This window comes from Ruegeria sp. HKCCSP351, from assembly GCF_017872535.1.
In the GTDB taxonomy this organism is placed as follows: Bacteria; Pseudomonadota; Alphaproteobacteria; order Rhodobacterales; family Rhodobacteraceae; genus Ruegeria.
On sequence record NZ_JAEDOV010000002.1, the window covers coordinates 1 to 18,799 of the forward strand.

Annotated in this window: 17 protein-coding genes; 5 read left to right on the plus strand and 12 right to left on the minus strand. The window is 58.1% G+C overall.

Annotation, left to right across the window (positions count from 1 at the left end; genetic code table 11):
- Positions 1 to 86 precede the first annotated feature (86 nt).
- Positions 87 to 932 (minus strand): hypothetical protein, encoded by an 846-nt coding sequence (locus tag I9182_RS04155; protein ID WP_209596744.1) that lies wholly within the window; start codon positions 930 to 932, stop codon positions 87 to 89.
- A 114-nt stretch (positions 933 to 1,046) separates the two neighbouring features.
- Positions 1,047 to 1,283, minus strand: a complete 237-nt coding sequence (locus I9182_RS04160; RefSeq protein WP_209596746.1) for a hypothetical protein — start codon at positions 1,281 to 1,283, stop codon at positions 1,047 to 1,049.
- 69 nt (positions 1,284 to 1,352) lie between these two features.
- Here I9182_RS04160 and I9182_RS04165 point away from each other — a divergent pair, with 69 nt between their 5' ends.
- From I9182_RS04165 to I9182_RS04175, 3 genes are all read left to right on the plus strand, one after another.
- Positions 1,353 to 3,104, plus strand: coding sequence for an acetolactate synthase 3 large subunit (locus tag I9182_RS04165; RefSeq protein WP_209503638.1), 1,752 nt, complete (start codon positions 1,353 to 1,355; stop codon positions 3,102 to 3,104).
- A 68-nt stretch (positions 3,105 to 3,172) separates the two neighbouring features.
- Positions 3,173 to 3,733, plus strand: coding sequence for an acetolactate synthase small subunit (gene ilvN, locus I9182_RS04170; RefSeq protein ID WP_209503637.1), 561 nt, complete (start codon positions 3,173 to 3,175; stop codon positions 3,731 to 3,733).
- 313 nt (positions 3,734 to 4,046) lie between these two features.
- Positions 4,047 to 4,766, plus strand: a complete 720-nt coding sequence (locus tag I9182_RS04175) for a helix-turn-helix transcriptional regulator (RefSeq protein ID WP_209596748.1) — start codon at positions 4,047 to 4,049, stop codon at positions 4,764 to 4,766.
- Positions 4,767 to 4,775: 9 nt separating this feature from the next.
- On the opposite strand, the gene I9182_RS04180 is transcribed toward I9182_RS04175, so the two are convergent.
- From I9182_RS04180 to I9182_RS04215, 8 genes are all read right to left on the minus strand, one after another.
- Positions 4,776 to 5,561, minus strand: a complete 786-nt coding sequence (locus tag I9182_RS04180) for a DUF2189 domain-containing protein (RefSeq protein WP_209503635.1) — start codon at positions 5,559 to 5,561, stop codon at positions 4,776 to 4,778.
- A 25-nt stretch (positions 5,562 to 5,586) separates the two neighbouring features.
- Positions 5,587 to 6,987 (minus strand): amidase, encoded by a 1,401-nt coding sequence (locus I9182_RS04185; RefSeq protein ID WP_209596750.1) that lies wholly within the window; start codon positions 6,985 to 6,987, stop codon positions 5,587 to 5,589.
- A gap of 102 nt (positions 6,988 to 7,089) precedes the next feature.
- Positions 7,090 to 7,794, minus strand: a complete 705-nt coding sequence (locus I9182_RS04190; protein WP_348540375.1) for a M50 family metallopeptidase — start codon at positions 7,792 to 7,794, stop codon at positions 7,090 to 7,092.
- Position 7,795: 1 nt separating this feature from the next.
- Positions 7,796 to 8,923, minus strand: a complete 1,128-nt coding sequence (gene prfB, locus I9182_RS04195; RefSeq protein ID WP_209596752.1) for a peptide chain release factor 2 — start codon at positions 8,921 to 8,923, stop codon at positions 7,796 to 7,798.
- A 94-nt stretch (positions 8,924 to 9,017) separates the two neighbouring features.
- Positions 9,018 to 9,410: a RidA family protein gene (locus I9182_RS04200; protein ID WP_245222496.1), complete on the minus strand. Its 393-nt coding sequence runs from the start codon at positions 9,408 to 9,410 to the stop codon at positions 9,018 to 9,020.
- A gap of 15 nt (positions 9,411 to 9,425) precedes the next feature.
- Positions 9,426 to 11,915, minus strand: coding sequence for a PBP1A family penicillin-binding protein (locus I9182_RS04205; RefSeq protein WP_209596754.1), 2,490 nt, complete (start codon positions 11,913 to 11,915; stop codon positions 9,426 to 9,428).
- 94 nt (positions 11,916 to 12,009) lie between these two features.
- On the minus strand, positions 12,010 to 13,230 hold the full coding sequence (locus tag I9182_RS04210; protein WP_209596757.1) for an N-acetylmuramoyl-L-alanine amidase: 1,221 nt from the start codon (positions 13,228 to 13,230) through the stop codon (positions 12,010 to 12,012).
- A 66-nt stretch (positions 13,231 to 13,296) separates the two neighbouring features.
- Positions 13,297 to 14,460, minus strand: coding sequence for an aminotransferase class I/II-fold pyridoxal phosphate-dependent enzyme (locus tag I9182_RS04215; RefSeq protein ID WP_209596759.1), 1,164 nt, complete (start codon positions 14,458 to 14,460; stop codon positions 13,297 to 13,299).
- On the opposite strand from I9182_RS04215, the gene I9182_RS04220 reads away from it, so the two are divergent.
- Complete coding sequence (locus I9182_RS04220; protein ID WP_209596761.1) at positions 14,459 to 15,841, plus strand: M48 family metalloprotease; 1,383 nt, start codon at positions 14,459 to 14,461, stop codon at positions 15,839 to 15,841. The genes I9182_RS04215 and I9182_RS04220 overlap by 2 nt on opposite strands.
- Complete coding sequence (locus I9182_RS04225) at positions 15,838 to 16,596, plus strand: DsbA family protein (RefSeq protein ID WP_209596763.1); 759 nt, start codon at positions 15,838 to 15,840, stop codon at positions 16,594 to 16,596. The genes I9182_RS04220 and I9182_RS04225 overlap by 4 nt, the downstream gene beginning before the upstream one ends.
- A gap of 57 nt (positions 16,597 to 16,653) precedes the next feature.
- Here I9182_RS04225 and I9182_RS04230 read toward each other — a convergent pair whose 3' ends face one another.
- Positions 16,654 to 17,472 (minus strand): DUF2189 domain-containing protein, encoded by an 819-nt coding sequence (locus I9182_RS04230; protein WP_209596765.1) that lies wholly within the window; start codon positions 17,470 to 17,472, stop codon positions 16,654 to 16,656.
- Positions 17,473 to 17,637: 165 nt separating this feature from the next.
- Positions 17,638 to 18,759, minus strand: coding sequence for a flavodoxin-dependent (E)-4-hydroxy-3-methylbut-2-enyl-diphosphate synthase (ispG, locus tag I9182_RS04235; RefSeq protein ID WP_209503626.1), 1,122 nt, complete (start codon positions 18,757 to 18,759; stop codon positions 17,638 to 17,640).
- Positions 18,760 to 18,799 lie beyond the last annotated feature (40 nt).

Genomic DNA, 18,799 nt, shown 5'->3' on the forward strand with positions numbered 1-18,799 from the left:
AACGGAAAGTGGCCTAAACGAGCACTTGGGGCGGCACAAAAATGGGACAGGTCCAGAAATAGTTTCAGTTTACCCGTGATGATCTGTTAATCCAGCAACTGATCCCTTCGCAAACCCGCACGCTCGTAATGGTGCGGCAACACGCGTCCATAGAGCTGCTGCGTCCGCTCGATCCCGCCGCACATGCCTTCGGCCTCGACAAATGAAAAGATCCCCACATACCGCCGCCGTGTGCCCTTGACCGGGGCGACTCTGTGCAGGGAATAGCGGCCTTTGAATATCTGTAGGTCCCCAGGTTGCAGGTCCAGCCGATGAACGCGCGCCTTGTTTCCGTCCAGAACCGACGCGACCTGATCGAAATTTTCATCCTCGGCTGTGCGCAGATTGGGTGCGTATTCGAATGCACCGCCCTGCACGCCATTCTGGATCGCCAGTGTCACGGTGTAGTTGTTGGTGTCGAAATGCCAGGGAAAGCCCCGCCCCTCCTCCACGACATTGATGATCACGTCTGCCAATGGATCATCGTAACGAAAGAAGCGGTCCTCAGGCTCATCCAGCGCATCCCGAATGAAGGGAAGAAATCCGCTAAACTCGTAAATCCTGCGCAAAGGACCGGAATGCGCAAAATTGTCGGCAGGAACAAACGCGTTCGAACGGTCATAGAACCGTCTGATCGGATGGGCGGCGTCGAACCGTGGGTCGTCTTTGGTGAAATAGGCATTTGTGCGATTGAAAGACCGGTGTGCATTGGGCGCCACCTCATCTGCCTCCTGCACCAACAGCTCGATCCCTTGCGCGTGTGCGAAACCCGGTAGAACCGCACATCCGTCCTGTTCCAACTCGCGCCGCAAATCCCCGATCAATCGCCTGTAAGCTGGCGAATCCGGGCGATCGATCGGATACCGCCCCAGATCTACCAGGTCCTGTAACATGCTCTGCCTCCCTCGTTTGCGCACACAAGGTCAGCGTGACCCAGACAAAACGCCGGATCATGCCAGTTTCAGACATCGGCCTGCCGCATTCAGACCTTCATAAATGTCCCGCCCTCAGGAGAACGACCGCCCTTTTCCCGGAAATTCCGGGCATGCGGCAATCTGCGCAACAAAATTTCGCAAAATACCGCCATTGAGATAGAAAATTGGTAGATTTGCCTGTTGACGCTCCTCCCCCCCGACCATAATGTCCCCTGCAAGCAAAAAGGAGCCTCTGGCGATGAGAACGCTAGTCGTAATCGTAGGAACCACGCGCATGGGCCGGTAACGGTAAACCATAATCGAACCCATGCGCCTCCGAAAATTCGGGGGCTTTTTTTTGTCAAACGCAAGACACATGTCGCGAACGGAGCAAAGCAGATGACACGTGAGATGACCGGCGCAAAGATGGTGGTTCAGGCCCTCAAGGATCAGGGCGTGGACACGGTATTCGGATACCCCGGTGGCGCCGTCCTACCGATCTATGACGAGATCTTTCTGCAAAACGACATTCGCCACATTCTGGTGCGTCACGAACAGGGTGCAATCCACGCCGCCGAAGGCTATGCGCGGTCGACCGGCAAGCCGGGTGTTGCGCTTGTAACCTCTGGTCCCGGTGCCACAAACGCCGTTACCGGCCTGACCGATGCGTTGCTGGACTCGATCCCGATTGTGGTTCTGACCGGACAGGTCCCGACCTTCATGATCGGATCGGATGCCTTTCAGGAGGCCGACACCGTTGGCATCACCCGCCCCTGCACCAAACATAACTGGCTGGTAAAGGACACGAATTCGCTGGCCGAAACGCTGCACGAGGCTTTCCATGTGGCCAAGTCGGGCCGTCCCGGCCCAGTTCTGATCGACATTCCCAAGGATGTGCAGTTTGCCACGGGTGAATACAACAGTCCGAAACCTTCGACCTCGCACTACCAGCCTGTGCTGAAAGGCGATCTGGAGGAAATCAACGAGCTTGTTGCAGCCATTGAAAAAGCGAAGAAGCCGGTTTTCTATACGGGCGGTGGCGTCATCAATTCTGGCCCCGCAGCCAGCCAGTTGCTGCGCGAACTGGTGGATTCCACCGGCTTCCCGATCACCTCAACCCTGATGGGTCTGGGCGCTTATCCCGCGTCGGGCGAAAACTGGTTGGGTATGCTGGGGATGCACGGCCTTTACGAGGCGAACCTTGCAATGCATGGCTGTGACCTGATGATCAACATCGGCGCACGGTTCGACGACCGGATCACAGGGCGCATTGACGCGTTCTCTCCAAAGTCCAAGAAAGCCCATATCGACATTGATCCGTCTTCGATCAACAAGGTCATCCGTGTGGACATCCCGATTGTCGGCGACGTGGCGCATGTACTGGAAGACATTCTGAAGGTGTGGAAATCACGCGGGCGCAAGACCGATGCAGCAGCCGTCAAGAAATGGCAGGCACAGATCTCTGAGTGGCGCAAGATTAACTGTCTGTCCTACACCAACAGCGAAAAGTCGATCAAACCGCAATATGCGCTGCAACGTCTTGAAGAGCTGACGAAAAAGCATGACCGCTATATCACCACCGAGGTTGGCCAGCACCAGATGTGGGCAGCACAATATCTTGGGTTCGAAGACCCCAACCGCTGGATGACATCGGGCGGGTTGGGCACCATGGGCTACGGTTTCCCCGCCTCCATCGGTGTCCAGATGGCACATCCGGACGCGCTGGTAATCAACGTCGCCGGTGAAGCCTCTTGGCTCATGAACATGCAGGAAATGGGCACGGCCGTTCAGTACCGCCTGCCCGTCAAGCAGTTCATCCTGAACAACGAGCGCCTTGGCATGGTCCGTCAGTGGCAGGAACTGCTGCATGGCGAGCGCTATTCGCACAGCTGGTCCGAAGCCCTGCCCGATTTCGTGAAACTCGCCGAGGCGTTTGGCGCCAAAGGTATCCTGTGTTCCGACCCCGCCGATCTGGACGACGCGATCATGGAAATGATCAACTACGACGGTCCGGTAATCTTCGACTGTGTGGTAGAGAAGCACGAGAACTGCTTCCCCATGATCCCGTCGGGCAAGGCCCATAACGAGATGCTGTTGGGCGAGGCCGAGACGCAGGGCGTGATCGACAGCAAAGGTTCGGTTCTGGTCTGATACCGTCCAAGGATTACCGCCGGGCGACCATTGCACTCGGCAAACACAGGATGATGAAAGGGACATAAATGTCTGCCCTACATATCAAAAAAGGCTCCAATCGCCATTCGGCCTACAACCTACGACCTACCTTCTCGGACGTGCAGGAACGCCATACCATTGCCGTGCTGGTCGAGAACGAACCCGGTGTCCTAGCCCGTGTGATCGGTCTGTTCTCGGGGCGCGGATACAACATCGAAAGCCTGACCGTGGCCGAGGTGGATCACACAGGACACCTGAGCCGCATCACCATTGTCACCACTGGCACACCGCAGGTGATCGAACAGATCAAGGCGCAGCTGGGCCGGATCGTGACTGTCCATGACGTGCATGACCTGACGGTCGAAGGCCCTTCGGTTGAACGCGAACTTGCCATTATCAAGGTCGTGGGTGAAGGCGACAAACGAGTCGAGGCGCTGCGCCTGGCTGACATCTTCCGCGCCAATGTGGTTGACAGCACCCTAAACTCTTTCATCTTCGAAATCACCGGCGCGCCCGACAAGATCGACGCTTTTGCTGACCTGATGCGCCCGCTGGGCCTGATGGAAATCGCCCGTACCGGCGTGGCGGCCCTGCTGCGCGGCGACTGAACAACATGCCCGCCTTGGGGATTATCTTGCCCCCAGGTGGGAACACTATTTGAGGTTGGTGGGCCTTTCAAAAAACGGCCCAAACGCCTTTCTATGCGCTAAATTTGCCATAGAACTGTCTTTTCCAGATAAAGATCAGTCATTTTTAGATAAAGCCTATTGCCATTGCGCTTTATGGCTTTAGCCTTGATGCCGCAACGCGACGTGGGGATACGTTGCTTGGGGTCAATCTGTACGATTTTTCACTGCGCGCCGGGGCTTGGTTCCAGTGCTGCGATGGTTTTTCAGGAATCTCAGCAAGACGTGGGCATCCATGACCAACGACATTCGCAGCCCGGCTGAAGTTCGCGCGATGTTTGGCGCGAACCTGCGGCAATTGGCACGAAGGTATCGGTCAGTCTCGGCACTGTGCCGCAAGCTTGGCGTAAATCGCACGCAATTCAACAGGTATCTTTCGGGCGAAAGTGTTCCACGGCCAGATGTTCTGGATCGCATCTGTCGGTTTTTCGACGTGGATGCGCGCATTCTTCTGAAGCCGCTGGACGAAATTGAAAAGGTCGAGGATCACGCCGCGAAAACTGCCTTGACCGAGTTTCTTGGGTCAGGTGTGGACATGATCGCCAGAACTGCGTTTTCTCCGGGGTTTTACGCCGTGATCGAAAGCGTCTCGGCCTCGCACCGTATGACCCTTCTGCACGCCCGGCCACAGGCCCAATGCACATTGATACGCGGATATGTGTCGCGCGCGGCGATGCCTGAGGCAACGCCGCAAGCGCGCGAAATACAGGGGATCGTCGCCTGCTCCGGCGATTCCGTCTATATGCTGACCTCTCAGCGGGAGGGTCAAAACAGTCGCGTTTATATGATTTCACCCGATCCGACGGGAACAGCGGTTCAGTGGCGGGGTACGGTTATCAGCCCGGCCACCCCTGAAGCACCGGAGCCCGTGGTTCTGAAATATCTCGGGCATGATGCAGCTGCAATTTTCGCCGCTGCGCGGCTGTCTACGAACAATCCGGCTCAGCAACTCTGACCGGTTATCTCAGGACGATGCTTCCCCGCCTTCGACTTGGGTGATTTGTCTATACAGGTGCCAACTGGCGTGGCCCAACAGTGGCAGGACCACCAGAAGGCCCAGAAACCAGGGCACCATGGCCAGGAACGTCAGAACAGCGATGATTACCCCCCAGACAAGCATCACCGGAAAATTTCCGGACACATAGGTAAAGCTTGCAATCATCGCCGTGACAAAATCCAGTTCGCGGTCCAACAGCAGTGGGATCGACAAAACAGTGATCATATACAGAACGGTTGCGAAAACCGCCCCAACCACCGTGCCCACAGCCAGCATTGTCAGGCCGTTCACCGTCAGAAAGACTTCAAGCGAGGACGACACGTTTGTCATCGTAGCCAGCCCAAGGAATAGGGCAAAGATCATGTGCCCCAGAAAAAACCAGAACAGAAACACCACGACGATGATGGCACAGATCGACGGCAATTGCCGGCGGCTTTGTTGCAGCACGACACCAAAGATCGCGCCAAGGTCCAGCGGTTCGCCCTGTTCCAGCCGGTGCGACACCTCATAAAGGCCAACAGCGGCAAACGGGCCGATCAACGGAAAGCCAATGGCTGCCAGAACCAGCCAGAAGGTTGTACCGGTCTGAATGGTGACCCATGCCATCGCCCATCCTGCAAGCACGTAGAACCCGGCAAAGATCAACCCGAACTGCGGCGCACGCAGAAAGTCGGCCCAGGCGCGCTTCAACGCCGTGCGCAGCATAGCGGTATCTACCGGGCGCATGTCCGGAACACCAAAAGGCTTTTCCATGTCGTCTTCTCCTCCCTTACCGACGTTATGACATCGCCGGTCTCTTGTTTGGCCAGTCAATTTCGGCGTGATATGCCGCTCCGACCGACAGTAATTTGTGATCCGACCCTCTTGGTCCAAACAATTGAAAGCCCATGGGCAGACCCTGCACACCAAATCCCGCGGGTGCGGCCAGACAAGGCAAGCCGATCAGGCTGACCGGTACCGTGACATGCATCCAGCGATGATATGTATCCATTGCGCGGTCCGCGATCCGGGTGGGGTATGGCGTTTCGATCCCAAACGGCCAAACCTGTGCGGATGGCAGGACAAGGGCATCAAACTGCTCGAACAGTTCAGCCGCGCGCCGGAACCATTCTGACCGGATTACGCTGGCGTGATGCACATCCATGGCACTCATCGTCAGACCCCGGTCCAACTCCCACTGGGCTGTGTCTTTCAGATGGTTCCGTCGTTCAGCCAAGGGTTCAAGCCCCGCAGCAACACTCCAGGATCGCAAGGTGATCCAACTGGTCCATAACCGTTCGGCATCAAAAGGCGGGGCGACATGTTCAACGCGCGCGCCCTGCGCTTCGAACACCTTCATCGCATCTTGGCACAGCTCAAGAATTCCGGCTTCAATAGGAAAGGCCTCGCCCCAATCACCCAGCCAGCCAATGCGCAACCCGTTCAGATCTGCTGCGACCACCGGGGAAACCGGTGCGTATTCTCCGACCAATGGCAGGCGCGGATCGGGCCCCGAGATCACATCGAGCAGGATACCCAAATCTTCGGGACTGCGCGCCATCGGCCCCAGCGTGGACAGTTGATGCAGGAAACTGTCACCCACAGGATCAGACGGCACCCTGCCCCAGCTTGGGCGAAAGCCGTAGACGTTGTTCCAGGCTGCCGGGTTGCGCAGGCTGCCCATCATGTCAGACCCGTCGGCCAATGCCACCATACCCGTTGCCAAAGCCACTGCCGCACCACCGGATGAGCCGCCGCAGGTGAAACTGGCATCATACGGGTTGCGCGTTGCACCATAGACCGGGTTGAACGTGTGCGAGCCCAGCCCGAATTCCGGTGTGTTGGTCTTGCCGATCAGGATGGCGCCCGCGGCCCTCATCCTTACGGCAATCAGATCATCCCTGTCAGGAACGACATCCCTGAAAACAGGCGATCCGTGCGACGAGACAATACCTGCCACATTGACCAAATCCTTGACCGCAATTGGCAAGCCGTGCAGCGTGCCAGTGACGGGGCCGCTGTCGCGGGCCTGTGCTTCGGCCATCAGTTCACTCTTGTCCAGCAGCGCTACGATGGCGTTCACGTCACCGTTGACCTTGGCAATACGATCCAGCGTGGCCTGCATGACTTCCGTGGCCGAAACCTGCCGGGTAGCCAGTTGGTTCAGAAGCTCTGTGGCAGATATCCGGGTCAGGTCCATAACACGCCAGTCTGTTGTTGGTCTTCGACAGCCTAGCGAGCGGTTCACCTCATTTAAACCCACTGTTTAGATGTATCTTTTCTTGTCTTACTAACAACAGCATCACAGTGCTTTGCGGTGCAATGGCAGGTTGCTGTCCCGGCCCAGCCAATACCGTAGGCAAACGGCAATGGCCGCGCTACTCAACACCAGCCAGACCCCACCCCACAGCATCGCGGTGCCGCCGAATTCCTCGGCCAGTAGGAACGCGTCCGAGCGCGCGCCGGACCGTCGGATGGTGTCATCAAAGATATCAAACGGGACATAGATCATGCTGGTCAGCCCGATGACGCGCAGCACCAGATCACTGACCTCGTGGCTCATGAACCACGCTGTCGCAATCATTGCGGCCCCGACGCCTGCGCAAAATAACAAGGCGAAAGCATCGCGTATGTACAGCAGTGCGATCAGACACATGATTGCGCCGAAAACAGCCAAAACAGCCCGGTCAACATTTGTCCGTAAGGCGATGATCAAAAGCGCCATGCCAAACACGAGCGAGCCGAGATAGCCGGCGGACAGGCTGAGAAACCTGCTGCCGCCCCGGCCGATCACCATCCCTCCTTGCTGGGGTGAGATCGTGAAACTCTCGACCGAACCGCCAGTCAGTAGGATTGTCACGGCATGAGACAGCTCATGCAGAAAGACGACCAGAATTTTCAGCGGAACTACAACCGGCGTGTTCCAGAGCGCAAAGACCAGACCGGTGATCAGGATTAGCTGCCAGTGCCCTTTCAGCAGGTCCAGAAAGGAACGCTGGCGTGTCACCTTAGCTGTCGCCCTGCGCCTCGGATCGACTTTTGCCTGACACGTTCAGGGCCAAGGTTGCCGCCATGAATCCGTCCAGGTCCCCGTCCAGAACACCTTTGGTATCCGAGGTTTCGTGATTGGTTCGCAGGTCCTTGACCATTTGATAGGGCTGCAACACGTAAGACCGGATTTGGTTGCCCCAGCCCGCATCGCCCTTAGCCTCGTGCGCCGCGTTGATATCCGCGTTGCGGCGATCCAGTTCCTGCTGGTACAGGCGCGATTTCAGGGCTTTCATGGCAATATCGCGGTTCTGGTGCTGCGACTTTTCCGAGCTGGTCACAACAATCCCGGTCGGGATGTGCGTGATCCGAACAGCCGAGTCGGTGGTGTTCACGTGCTGGCCGCCAGCCCCCGAAGAGCGGTAGGTGTCGATGCGGATATCGGCCGGGTTCACCTCAATCTCGATATTGTCGTCGACCACCGGATAGACCCAGACCGAGCTGAAAGACGTGTGGCGTTTTGCTGCCGAGTCATAGGGCGAGATCCGCACCAGCCGGTGTACGCCGCTTTCCGATTTCAGCCAGCCATAGGCGTTGTGACCGGAAATCTTGTAGGCAGCGGATTTGATCCCCGCTTCTTCGCCCGGTGTCTCGGATTGCAGCTCGACAGTGTAACCCTTTTTCTCGGCCCAGCGCACATACATGCGCGCCAGCATCGACGCCCAGTCGCAGCTTTCGGTTCCCCCCGCGCCCGAGTTGATTTCGAGGAACGTATCATTGCTGTCGGCCTCACCGTCCAGCAGCGCCTCAAGCTCTTTTTTGGCGGCTCTGGCTTTCAGCGTCTTGATCGCGGCTTCGGCATCCTGAACGACTTCTTGGTCTTCCTCCATCTCGCCCAACTCAATCAGTTCGATATTGTCGTTGAGGTCGGTCTTGATGGATTCATACGTCTCGATTGCATCGACCAGCATCTGCCGCTCGCGCATCAGTTTCTGCGCGTTTTCAGGGTTATCCCAAAGGTTGGGGTCTTCGACGCGCGCGTTGAATTCCTCAAGGCGATGCGGTGCGGTTTCATAGTCCATACGCTGCGCCAGCAGCTCCAGCGACTTTTTGATATCCGCCACGATGTTCTGGGTTTCGGCGCGCATGGTCTTGTCCCAACTTGCTCAATCAGGCCTGCGTGATAGCAAGAGGTGCGAGACACCACAAGACAGGCTGGATGCTGAAACAGCTATCGAGCTTTCAATCAGAAAGATGCGCAATCGCCCGAATTTCCACCAGCGCCCCTTCCCGTCGCAATCCCGCAACTTCAACTGCGGTCCAGGCCGGGTAAGGCGCGGTCAGAACCTCAAGGCGCACGCGATCGAACAGGTCGAAATGATCTCGCATTTCAACGTGGTACGTCGTCATCTCGACCACTGCATCCAATCCAAGGCTGGCTTCCTTCAAGACCTCTGCAATCTTTGCAAAGGCGTTTCGGAATTGTTGTTCCGGATCGCTTGGCATCGAGCCGTCCGCCGCGCTTCCGGTCATGCCGGTGAGAAACACGTGCTGACCCGAGAGGACGCCCGGAGAAATGCGCAACTGTCCGGGTGCCCCCAGCAAAGAGTGCGGAATCAGCGGAGTTTTAGCCAATTGGAATGCGCCTTGTCAGTAAAGCCCACCGGTGCTCAGGTCCCCTTGGGAAGCTTTCGGTCCAACGGTCACGGTCTCGCCCGTTGACGTCTGGACCTGAACCCCCGCGCGCTGGACTTCTTCAAACAATGGCAGGTCCGATCCGATGGCAAAACCACCATCATAGACACGGTCGATAAAACCATCGACGCCGTCGCGGAAGAATTCGGCCACGACATAGTCACCGGTGGCGTCATCCGGCAGGCGGGCGCCGCTGAAACGGTCAATTTTGATGAAATGACCACCTTCCGGCACCTCGAACGGCCCGCCGCCATACTTTTCGACGGCTTTTTCCATGAAGCTCTGGAACACAGGGCCGCACAAGGTACCACCATAAGCCCCCCGCCCCATCGGGCGCGGTCGATCATAACCGATGTAGCAACCGGCCACGATGTTCGACGTAAAGCCGATGAACCACGCATCCTTGGATTCGTTGGTGGTTCCGGTCTTGCCTGCTGTTGGCACGGGCAGATTCACAACTCTGGATGCCGTCCCGCGGTCGACCACACCCTTCATCATCGATGTCAGCTGATAGGCGGTGATCGCATCCATGACCTGCGCGCGGTCCGTGACAAGGGTCGGCGATTCATCTGGTTCCAGCCAGGTCGAGTTACAGTCCAGACACTGACGGTCATCGTGGCGATAGATGGTCTTGCCGAACCGGTCCTGAATGCGGTCGACCAGAGTCGGTTCCACACGCTGGCCACCATTGGCGAACATCGCATAGGCCGCGACCATCTTGTAAAGCGTGGTTTCCTCGGCCCCCAGTGAGTTGGCCAAAAACGCGCCCATCCTGTCATAGACACCGAACCGTTCCGCATAGCCCGCAACGACGGGCATTGTAACTTCCTGCGCCAGACGGATGGTCATCAGGTTCCGCGACTGTTCGATCCCTGTACGCAAAGGAGTTGGACCGTAGAACTTGTTGGAGGAGTTCTTGGGGCGCCACAGACCCTGCGGCGTGTTCACTTCGATGGGTGCATCGACAACGATGGTCGCGGGGCTGTATCCGCTGTCCAGCGCGGCAGCATAGACAAACGGCTTGAAGGACGATCCCGGCTGGCGTTGTGCCTGTGTGGCCCGGTTGAACACGGTATCCTGATACGAGAACCCGCCCTGCATCGCCAGAACACGACCCGAGTTCACATCCATCGCGACAAAGGCACCCTGCACCTCTGGCACCTGGCGGGCTGACCATTGCCCATCTTCACCCGCAACAACAAGAATGACATCGCCGCGCTTGAAGTTGGCCGCAAAATCACCCTGCATCCATTTGATGTCCGCGCGCGGGATTATCCCATCGGCAGGACCTTCTTCGACACCAACTGTCAGTTGCTGGTCGGTCATGCCCAGGACCACGGCGGGATACCACCGGGTTGGCAGAATGACGTCGCGCGGAACTTCCACGGCCGCCAGCGCCTCGCGCCATTGCGCCTCATCCGCTAGTTTTTCTTCCGGGATCACGTCACCTGTTCCGCGCCATTTACCACGGGAGCGGTCATATTTCTCGAGCGCCTCGCGCAAGGCACGTGCGGCCTCAACCTGCATTTCCTCATCCACCGATGCCCGCACGGTGAAGCCGCCCGTAAAGAACTCGCCCTCACCAAAATCTTCGCTCAGCTGGCGACGGATTTCGTCGGTGAAATAGTCTCGGGGCGGCAGGGCTGTACGGAAACTTTCAAAATCTCCGTTCTGGACTGAGCGCAGTGGCAATTCGACCTCGGCCTCAAAAGTCGCCTGATCGATGTAACCGTTCTGCTGCATCTCGCGTAACACGTAATTGCGCCGGGCCAGAAGGCGCTCTTTTTGCCAAACGGGGTGGTAATCTGACGGCGCTTTGGGCATGGCAGCCAGCATGGCGGCCTCATGCGGGGCAAGTTCCTGCAGGGTCTTGTTGAAATAGGTCTGCGCGGCGGCAGTTACACCGTAAGAGTTCTGGCCCAGAAATATCTCGTTCATATAAAGTTCGAGGATCTGTTCCTTGTCCAATGTATCCTCAAGCCGGGTCGCAAGAATGATTTCCTTGATCTTACGCTCGGCCCGGCGGTCACCGGACAGCAGAAAGTTCTTCATGACCTGCTGCGTGATGGTCGACGCACCGCGTACGGTTTCGCCCTTGGTCCGTACCGCCTCGACCCCGGCGGCAATGATGCCGCGCGGGTCATAGCCCTGATGGTTGTAGAAATTCTTGTCTTCCGCCGAAATAAACGCCTGCTTCACCAGATCCGGGATTTCCTCGGACGGGGTAAACAGGCGGCGTTCCTGCGCGAATTCATCGATCAGCTTGCCTTCACCCGAATAGATCCGGCTGATCGTGGGTGGCTTGTACTGTGCCAGCGACTCGTGGCTGGGCAGATCGCGCCCATACATCCAGAACACCGCACCGATCACCAGCGCGGCCATGAAAATACCCAATGTCACGAGGCTGAAAATCGCCCCGAAAATCGAAAGAATGAACCGGATCACGTTACTGCCTTTTTCTCGCGGTGCCGCCTATATAGTGATGCGCCGCCCAAGGGTCAAAACACCGAGCGTATTCTAGCCGTTTTGCGCCGCAAGGTCACTGGCCAATAAGGGATTTGCGGATCACATCTTGATGGCGCCAATCTTCAAGCCCCCGATGAATTCCCAGCGCCATTCTTGCCCGCCAATCAGGATCTTTGAGGTTCTTGAGGTCTCTGGGGCTGGACAGAAACCCAAGCTCGACCAGAACCGACGGGATGTCCGCCGCCTTGAGTACTGAAAAAGATGCGGTACGCAGGGGTTTGCCGTTCATCGGCCCGCCTTGTTGTGCCAGACCGTTTGCAATGGCTTTGGCCAGCGCGCTTGTGCGTGGCATCGTTTCCTGACGGGCCATGTCCAGAAGGACATCCGTGACCTGATCATCTGCCCCGTTCAGATCGATACCGGAAATCAAGTCCCCGCGGTCGTGCCGTTCCGCCAGCTTCGCACTGGCCACATCCGAGGCATCGTTGGACAGGGTATATACCACCGCGCCATGCGCCCGCCCTTCGGACAGGGAATCAGCGTGCAGCGAAATGAACAGGTCCGCACCGGCCCGGTGCGCCAGCGCAATTCGGCGCTCCAGCGAGACGAATTGATCGTCGACCCGTGTCAGAACCACCTCGTACCCGCCTGATCTTAGAAGGATTTCGCGCAGCTCACGCGCGAAAGTCAGCATCAGGGTTTTTTCATCAATCGCGTCAGTCTCGGCCCCCGGATCAATGCCTCCGTGGCCCGGATCCAGCATGACACGCAAGGGTCGGTCGGCACTGCGCACCGCGGCTTGCGGCACATCCGCCGGTTCCGGCAAGTCCCAGCCCGGGTTTCGCGGCGCACCTGCCGAGGCGTTGAAAGCATCGAAATCCGTCCCCTTGAGGTCGAGCGACAGCAATGCGGCCCCCGAATCCTCTGCCACCGACAATTCTGCTTTCGTCACTGCCATCGGCGCACCCAGTTCCAGCACCAGACGTGACCAACCCGGAACATATGCGCCGAACTGCACGCCGCTGATGCGATCGGATTGTAGGAAATCTTCGCGGGTTAGCCCGGCCCAATCCACTTCGTTGAAGTCCAGAACCATACGGTAGGGATCCTGCAAGGTGAAAATCCTGTAGGGAACGCCCTGGCTGAGGGCGATGTCCACCCGAACACCGGTACGCCCGACATCCGTAATACGGCTCTGCTCAGGCTGGACACGCGCCAACGCGCTGAAATCCTGCGCAATGGCACCACCAGCCAACGCCCAGAACAGCGCAATGCTTAAGAAGATCCTGCTCATGGCCTCAAGTTTTCCCGAGATCGTTTGTCGGTCACCCTATACCACAAGGGGCGGTTTGTGAACGGCTCAGGCCCGTTCCCTGACAGCGCCGCGCCGGGTCATAAACAGGCGCAAACGCTCAAGGCCTTCCTGAATGTCATCCGTCGCGCGCGCATAGGAAAAACGCAATGTGGTATGGCCGCGCTGCGGGTCGAAATCCAGCCCAGGTGTCACGGCTACACCGGCCTGTTCCAGAATCTCGGCCGCAAATGCGCGGCTGTCATCGGTCAGATCAGACACATCTGCATAGACATAAAACGCCCCGTCGGGCGGCGCGATGTTCGAAAACCCGGCCTTGGGCAGCCCGTCCAGCATCAGCGCGCGATTGCGGCGGTACACGTCCAGATTGGCTTGCAATTCGTCGTCGCAGTCCATGGCAGCCAGCGCTGCGACCTGACTGGCGTGGGGGGCGCAGATGAACATGTTCTGAGCGATACGTTCGACCACGCGCACCTGATCCTCGGGCACCACCATCCAGCCTACGCGCCATCCGGTCATCGAAAAGTATTTCGAGAATGAGTTGATCACATAGCATTCATCTGTCAGTTCCAGCGCCGTCACGGCCTTGGCTTCGTATTCCAGCCCGTGGTAAATCTCATCACTGATGAATGACGCGCCCTGCCCATGAGCCGCCTCGATCAAGGCACCCATGGCGGCGCGATCCAACATCGTACCGGTCGGGTTTGCGGGTGAAGCTACCATCAGCCCTTTCAGGTCCATCCCCTGAATATCTGCCGCCACGGGCTGCAACCTGTTTTCCGGCGCGGTCGGCAAGTCGACCGGGACCAGACCCAGCGCCTTCAGGATCTGGCGATAGGACGGATAGCCGGGCGCCCCGATACCGACACGGTCGCCACTGTCGAACAAAGCGGTAAAGGTCAGCAGGAATCCGCCGGACGAGCCAGGAGTGATCACCACCCGCTCGGGGTTCAGGTCGACATTGTACCAATCGCCGTAAAGCCGGGCGATCCGCTGCCTCAGGGCGGGCAGACCCAGGGCAACCGTATAGCCCAGCGGGCCTTGCTCCATCGCCGCGGCCAAAGCTTCGGTCGCACCCTTTGGCGCGCCGGTTCCGGGCTGGCCGACTTCCATGTGGATCACGTGGCGACCTGCCTCTTCGGCCTTGCGTGCCGCCTCCATCACATCCATCACGATGAAGGGATCGACCCCGGACCGGGTTGAGTTTCTCATGCCCATCTCCCATGTTGCAGTCATGGCTTTTGAGCGCGTATCCCGGTTGGCGTCAATCCCGGCCTTGATGGTTGCCGTTGTCGTCTGGCTGGCGGCAGCGGTGCAATCGCACGCGCAAAGCCTGATCCGCGACCCTGATATCGAACATGGCCTGCGTGAACTGGCCTTTCCGGTGTTGCGGGCTGCGGGGCTGAACACGAACCGGGTTCAGATTCTGGTCGTAAACGACAACACGTTCAATGCATTCGTCATCGACTACAACGCGATTTATGTGAACTACGGGCTGATTCTGACCGTCGAAAGCCCCGAAATGTTGCAGGCTGTCATCGCCCACGAGGCCGCCCATATCTCGAATGGTCATCTGGCACGGCGGGCCGAGAACCTGAAAGCCGCGCAGCGCAATGCCAGCCTCGGCACGGCTTTGGCCCTGCTGGCAGCTGCGGCAGGTGGGGGCGAGGCCGCCATCGGGATCGCTGCTGGCACCCAAGGCGCAGCAATTCGCGGTTTTCTGGGTCACACCCGCGCGGAAGAGGCATCCGCTGACCGCAGCGCCGCAAGTTACCTGCGATGGGCCGAAATCTCACCCAGCGGGATGGTGGAACTGCATCGGAAGTTCGCCGGTCAGGAACTGCTGAGTGTCGCCAATCAGGACCCCTATATGCGCTCACACCCAACAAGCCGTGATCGTCTGCGCGCCGCCGAGGCGTTCCTGGACGAGTTTGGCGACCGCGCCGTTCCAAACCCCAATTCGGATTACTGGTTTGCGCGGGTTAAAGGCAAGCTGTCGGCCTTTCTGCGGTCACCCAGCTGGACCTTGCGGCGTGCCGGTGAAGAACCCTATCGCGACATCCGCCTGATGCGAGAGGCTTCGGCCTATCATCAGAACCGCGATCTGTCCCGCGCCCGTGCCGCGATAGACGCGGCACTTGCCGAACGTCCTGATGACCCGTTCTATTACGACCTGAAGGGGCAAATCCTGTTAGAAAACAGAAGGGTAAGCGAGGCTGTTAAAGCCTATGCAAGCGCTGTTGAAATGGCCCCGAACAATGCGTTGATCCTTGCGGGCTATGGGCGCGCCCTGCTGGCGCAAGGGGAAACAAAACAGGCATTGAATGCCTTGGAACAGGCGCGTGCGCGCGACTTTCGTAATGCACGCCTGATGCAAGACCTGGGTGTGGCTTATGCACAGGTCGGAAATAACGGCATGGCTTCGACCGTGACGGCAGAGCGTTATGCGCTGCAAGGTCGGATGGAGGATGCCGGAATTCACGCGAAACGGGCCGTGGCGCAATTGCCCGAAGGCTCTCCGGGTTGGCAAAGGGCACAAGACGTGCTGATTGCCTCAGAACGACTCAAGAAAGATAAAAGGAAACGGAAATGATCCTCAGACATGCTGCACCCGCCCTTCTGGGGCTTTCCATGGCGGCGACCTCAGCACAGGCGCTGGACCTGAACGCGATGAATGATGCCGAAAAGGCAGAGTTTGGCGCTCAGGTACGCGAATACCTGCTGGAAAACCCCGAAGTCATTATCGAGGCAATCAATATCCTCGAACAGCGAAATGCAATGGCCGAAGCGGCCGCAGACAAGGAACTGGTCGCCGCCAATGCGGAAGAACTGTTCGACGATGACTATAGCTGGGTCGGCGGCAACCCGGACGGCGATATTACACTGGTCGAGTTTATGGACTACCGCTGCGGCTATTGCCGCCGCGCGGTGCCCGAAGTGGCAAACCTGCTGGCCAGCGATGGCAATATCCGGTTTGTGATCAAAGAACTGCCAATTCTGGGCGACGCATCTGTTTTGTCCTCGCGCTTTGCGGTGGCAACCAAGCAAGTGGCAGGCAATGACGCCTATAAACAGGTTCACGATGCGCTAATGGAATTCAGCGGCGAACCCTCAGAAGTTACTCTGCGTCGCATCTCTGACGGGCTGGGTCTGGACAGTGACGCGATCATCGCCGCGATGGACAGCGACAGCGTCACGGATGAGATCAGCCGCACCCGTGCCCTGGCGCAACGGATGCAGATTTCGGGCACGCCCTCATTCGTGTTGGGAACCGAGTTGCTGCGCGGCTATCTGCCCGCCGATCAGATGCAGCAGATTGCAGATGGCGTTCGCGCAGAACAGGGTTGATAGGTATTGGGGGCGGCACAGCTGCCCCCAGACAAAAAGGCGGACTGATCGCTGACCTCAGCCGTCTACCGGTTCCACGGCCCTTTGATAGAGATGCCACGTGGTATGGCCAAGGATCGGCAAGGTAAAGATCAAGCCCATAAACGCCGGAACCATCGACAATAACATTGTGACCGAGATGATCGCTGCCCAGCCGAGCATGACCACAGGGCTTTCCGAGACGACGCGTAAAGACGTCAACATGGCTGAAACAAAATTTGTTTCCCGGTCCAGAAGCATGGGCATGGCGACGACAGTGACCGAAAACAGGACAGCCGACAGGAACGCCCCGACACAGGTGCCGATTGCAAGGAATGTCCAACCCTGCGGAGTGAACAAGATGATGTTCAAGAATCCGTCAAAATCCGAAAAGGATGAATTCTGCAGGATGATCGCAAGCCAAAGCCGGACCTGATAAACCCAAACCCAGAAAATGAACAGCGTGACAAAGGCCATCCAGCCCATTTCGCGCTTGCGTTGATCGGCCATGACAGTGAGGATTTCATACCAGCCAAAACTCTCGCCCTTCTTTAACCGCCGGGACATCTCATAAAGTCCTGCAGCGGCGAAAGGCGCGACCAGAGGAAATCCGACAATCGCAGGAATGATCATCCAGATCTTGCCAAGCCAGACCAAGCTCCAGACCATCAGGATTCCGAAAGCTGCATAGAAAAGCCCGAAGAAACCGCTCATGAAGGGGCGCGCCAGAAAATCGGAAAACCCAGCTTTCAGTGACGCCTTTATATCATCCGAAGTAACACGATTGACCTTGGGCATGGCCTGCTGGTGTGGCGTCAGGTTCTCGGGTGGCGTAGGGCCTGCGGTCTTGGATGTCATGACACACTCCTCCCAAATCATGGGTCCGCGCTGGTCTGCTTACCGACGGAACCAGCGGCGAAACAGGCAAGTTCAGTCACGAAACAAGTTAGCAACAGCTCAGGCACTGGGGCAAGGGATGAGTAAGGTCGCTATGCCTGCGTTACCGACACAGCCGACCCCACACTACTCTGCCGCTTCCGCAGCCGCGTCCAATTCAGCCGCTTTCTTTTCGACCTGTTCCACGATGTGGTCGATCATCTGATCGTTGGACATCTTGTGGCTGGCCTTGCCCGCCAGATAAACCATCCCGGATCCTGCCCCGCCACCGGTAAACCCGACATCGGTCATCAGCGCCTCGCCCGGTCCGTTGACCACGCAACCGATGATCGACAGGCTCATCGGTGTCTTGATGTGTTCCAGACGACGTTCCAGCGCCTCGACGGTCTTGATAACGTCAAACCCCTGTCGCGCGCAGGACGGGCATGAGATGATATTGACGCCCCGGTGGCGCAGACCAAGGGATTTGAGGATTTCAAAGCCGACCTTAACCTCTTCTACCGGATCGGCAGACAGGCTGACGCGGATCGTGTCACCGATCCCCATCCACAGCAGGTTGCCCAAACCGATAGCAGATTTGATGGTGCCGGACACCAGCCCGCCCGCCTCGGTGATACCCAGATGGATGGGCGCATCTGTGGCTTCGGCTATGCCCTGATACGCGGCGGCGGACAGGAATACGTCGCTGGCTTTCACACTAATCTTGAACTCGTGGAAGTCGTTGTCTTGCAGAATCCGGATATGTTCCAACCCACTTTCGACCATCGCCTCGGGGCACGGCTCGCCATATTTCTCAAGCAGGTGCTTTTCCAGACTGCCCGCATTCACGCCGATGCGGATCGAGCAATTGTGGTCGCGCGCGGCCTGAATGACTTCTTTCACCCGGCGCTCATCGCCGATGTTGCCGGGATTGATGCGCAGACAGGCAGCGCCTGCCTCGGCCGCTTCGATACCGCGGCGATAGTGAAAATGGATGTCCGCAACGATGGGCACCGGGCTTTCGCGCACGATCTCTTTCAATGCCTTAGCCGACGCCTCATCGGGGACTGAAACGCGCACGATATCCGCGCCAGCCTCCGCCGCGGCCTGAACCTGCGCCACCGTTGCCGCCACATCGGTGGTCAGGGTGTTGGTCATGGTCTGAACAGCGATCGGGGCATCGCCCCCAACAGGGACGTTGCCGACCATGATTTGACGGGATTTACGACGATAAATGTCGCGCCAGGGGCGCACGTGATTAAGGGACATAAGGACGGATCCGCGTCTGCATGAGTTGCGACTGTAGATA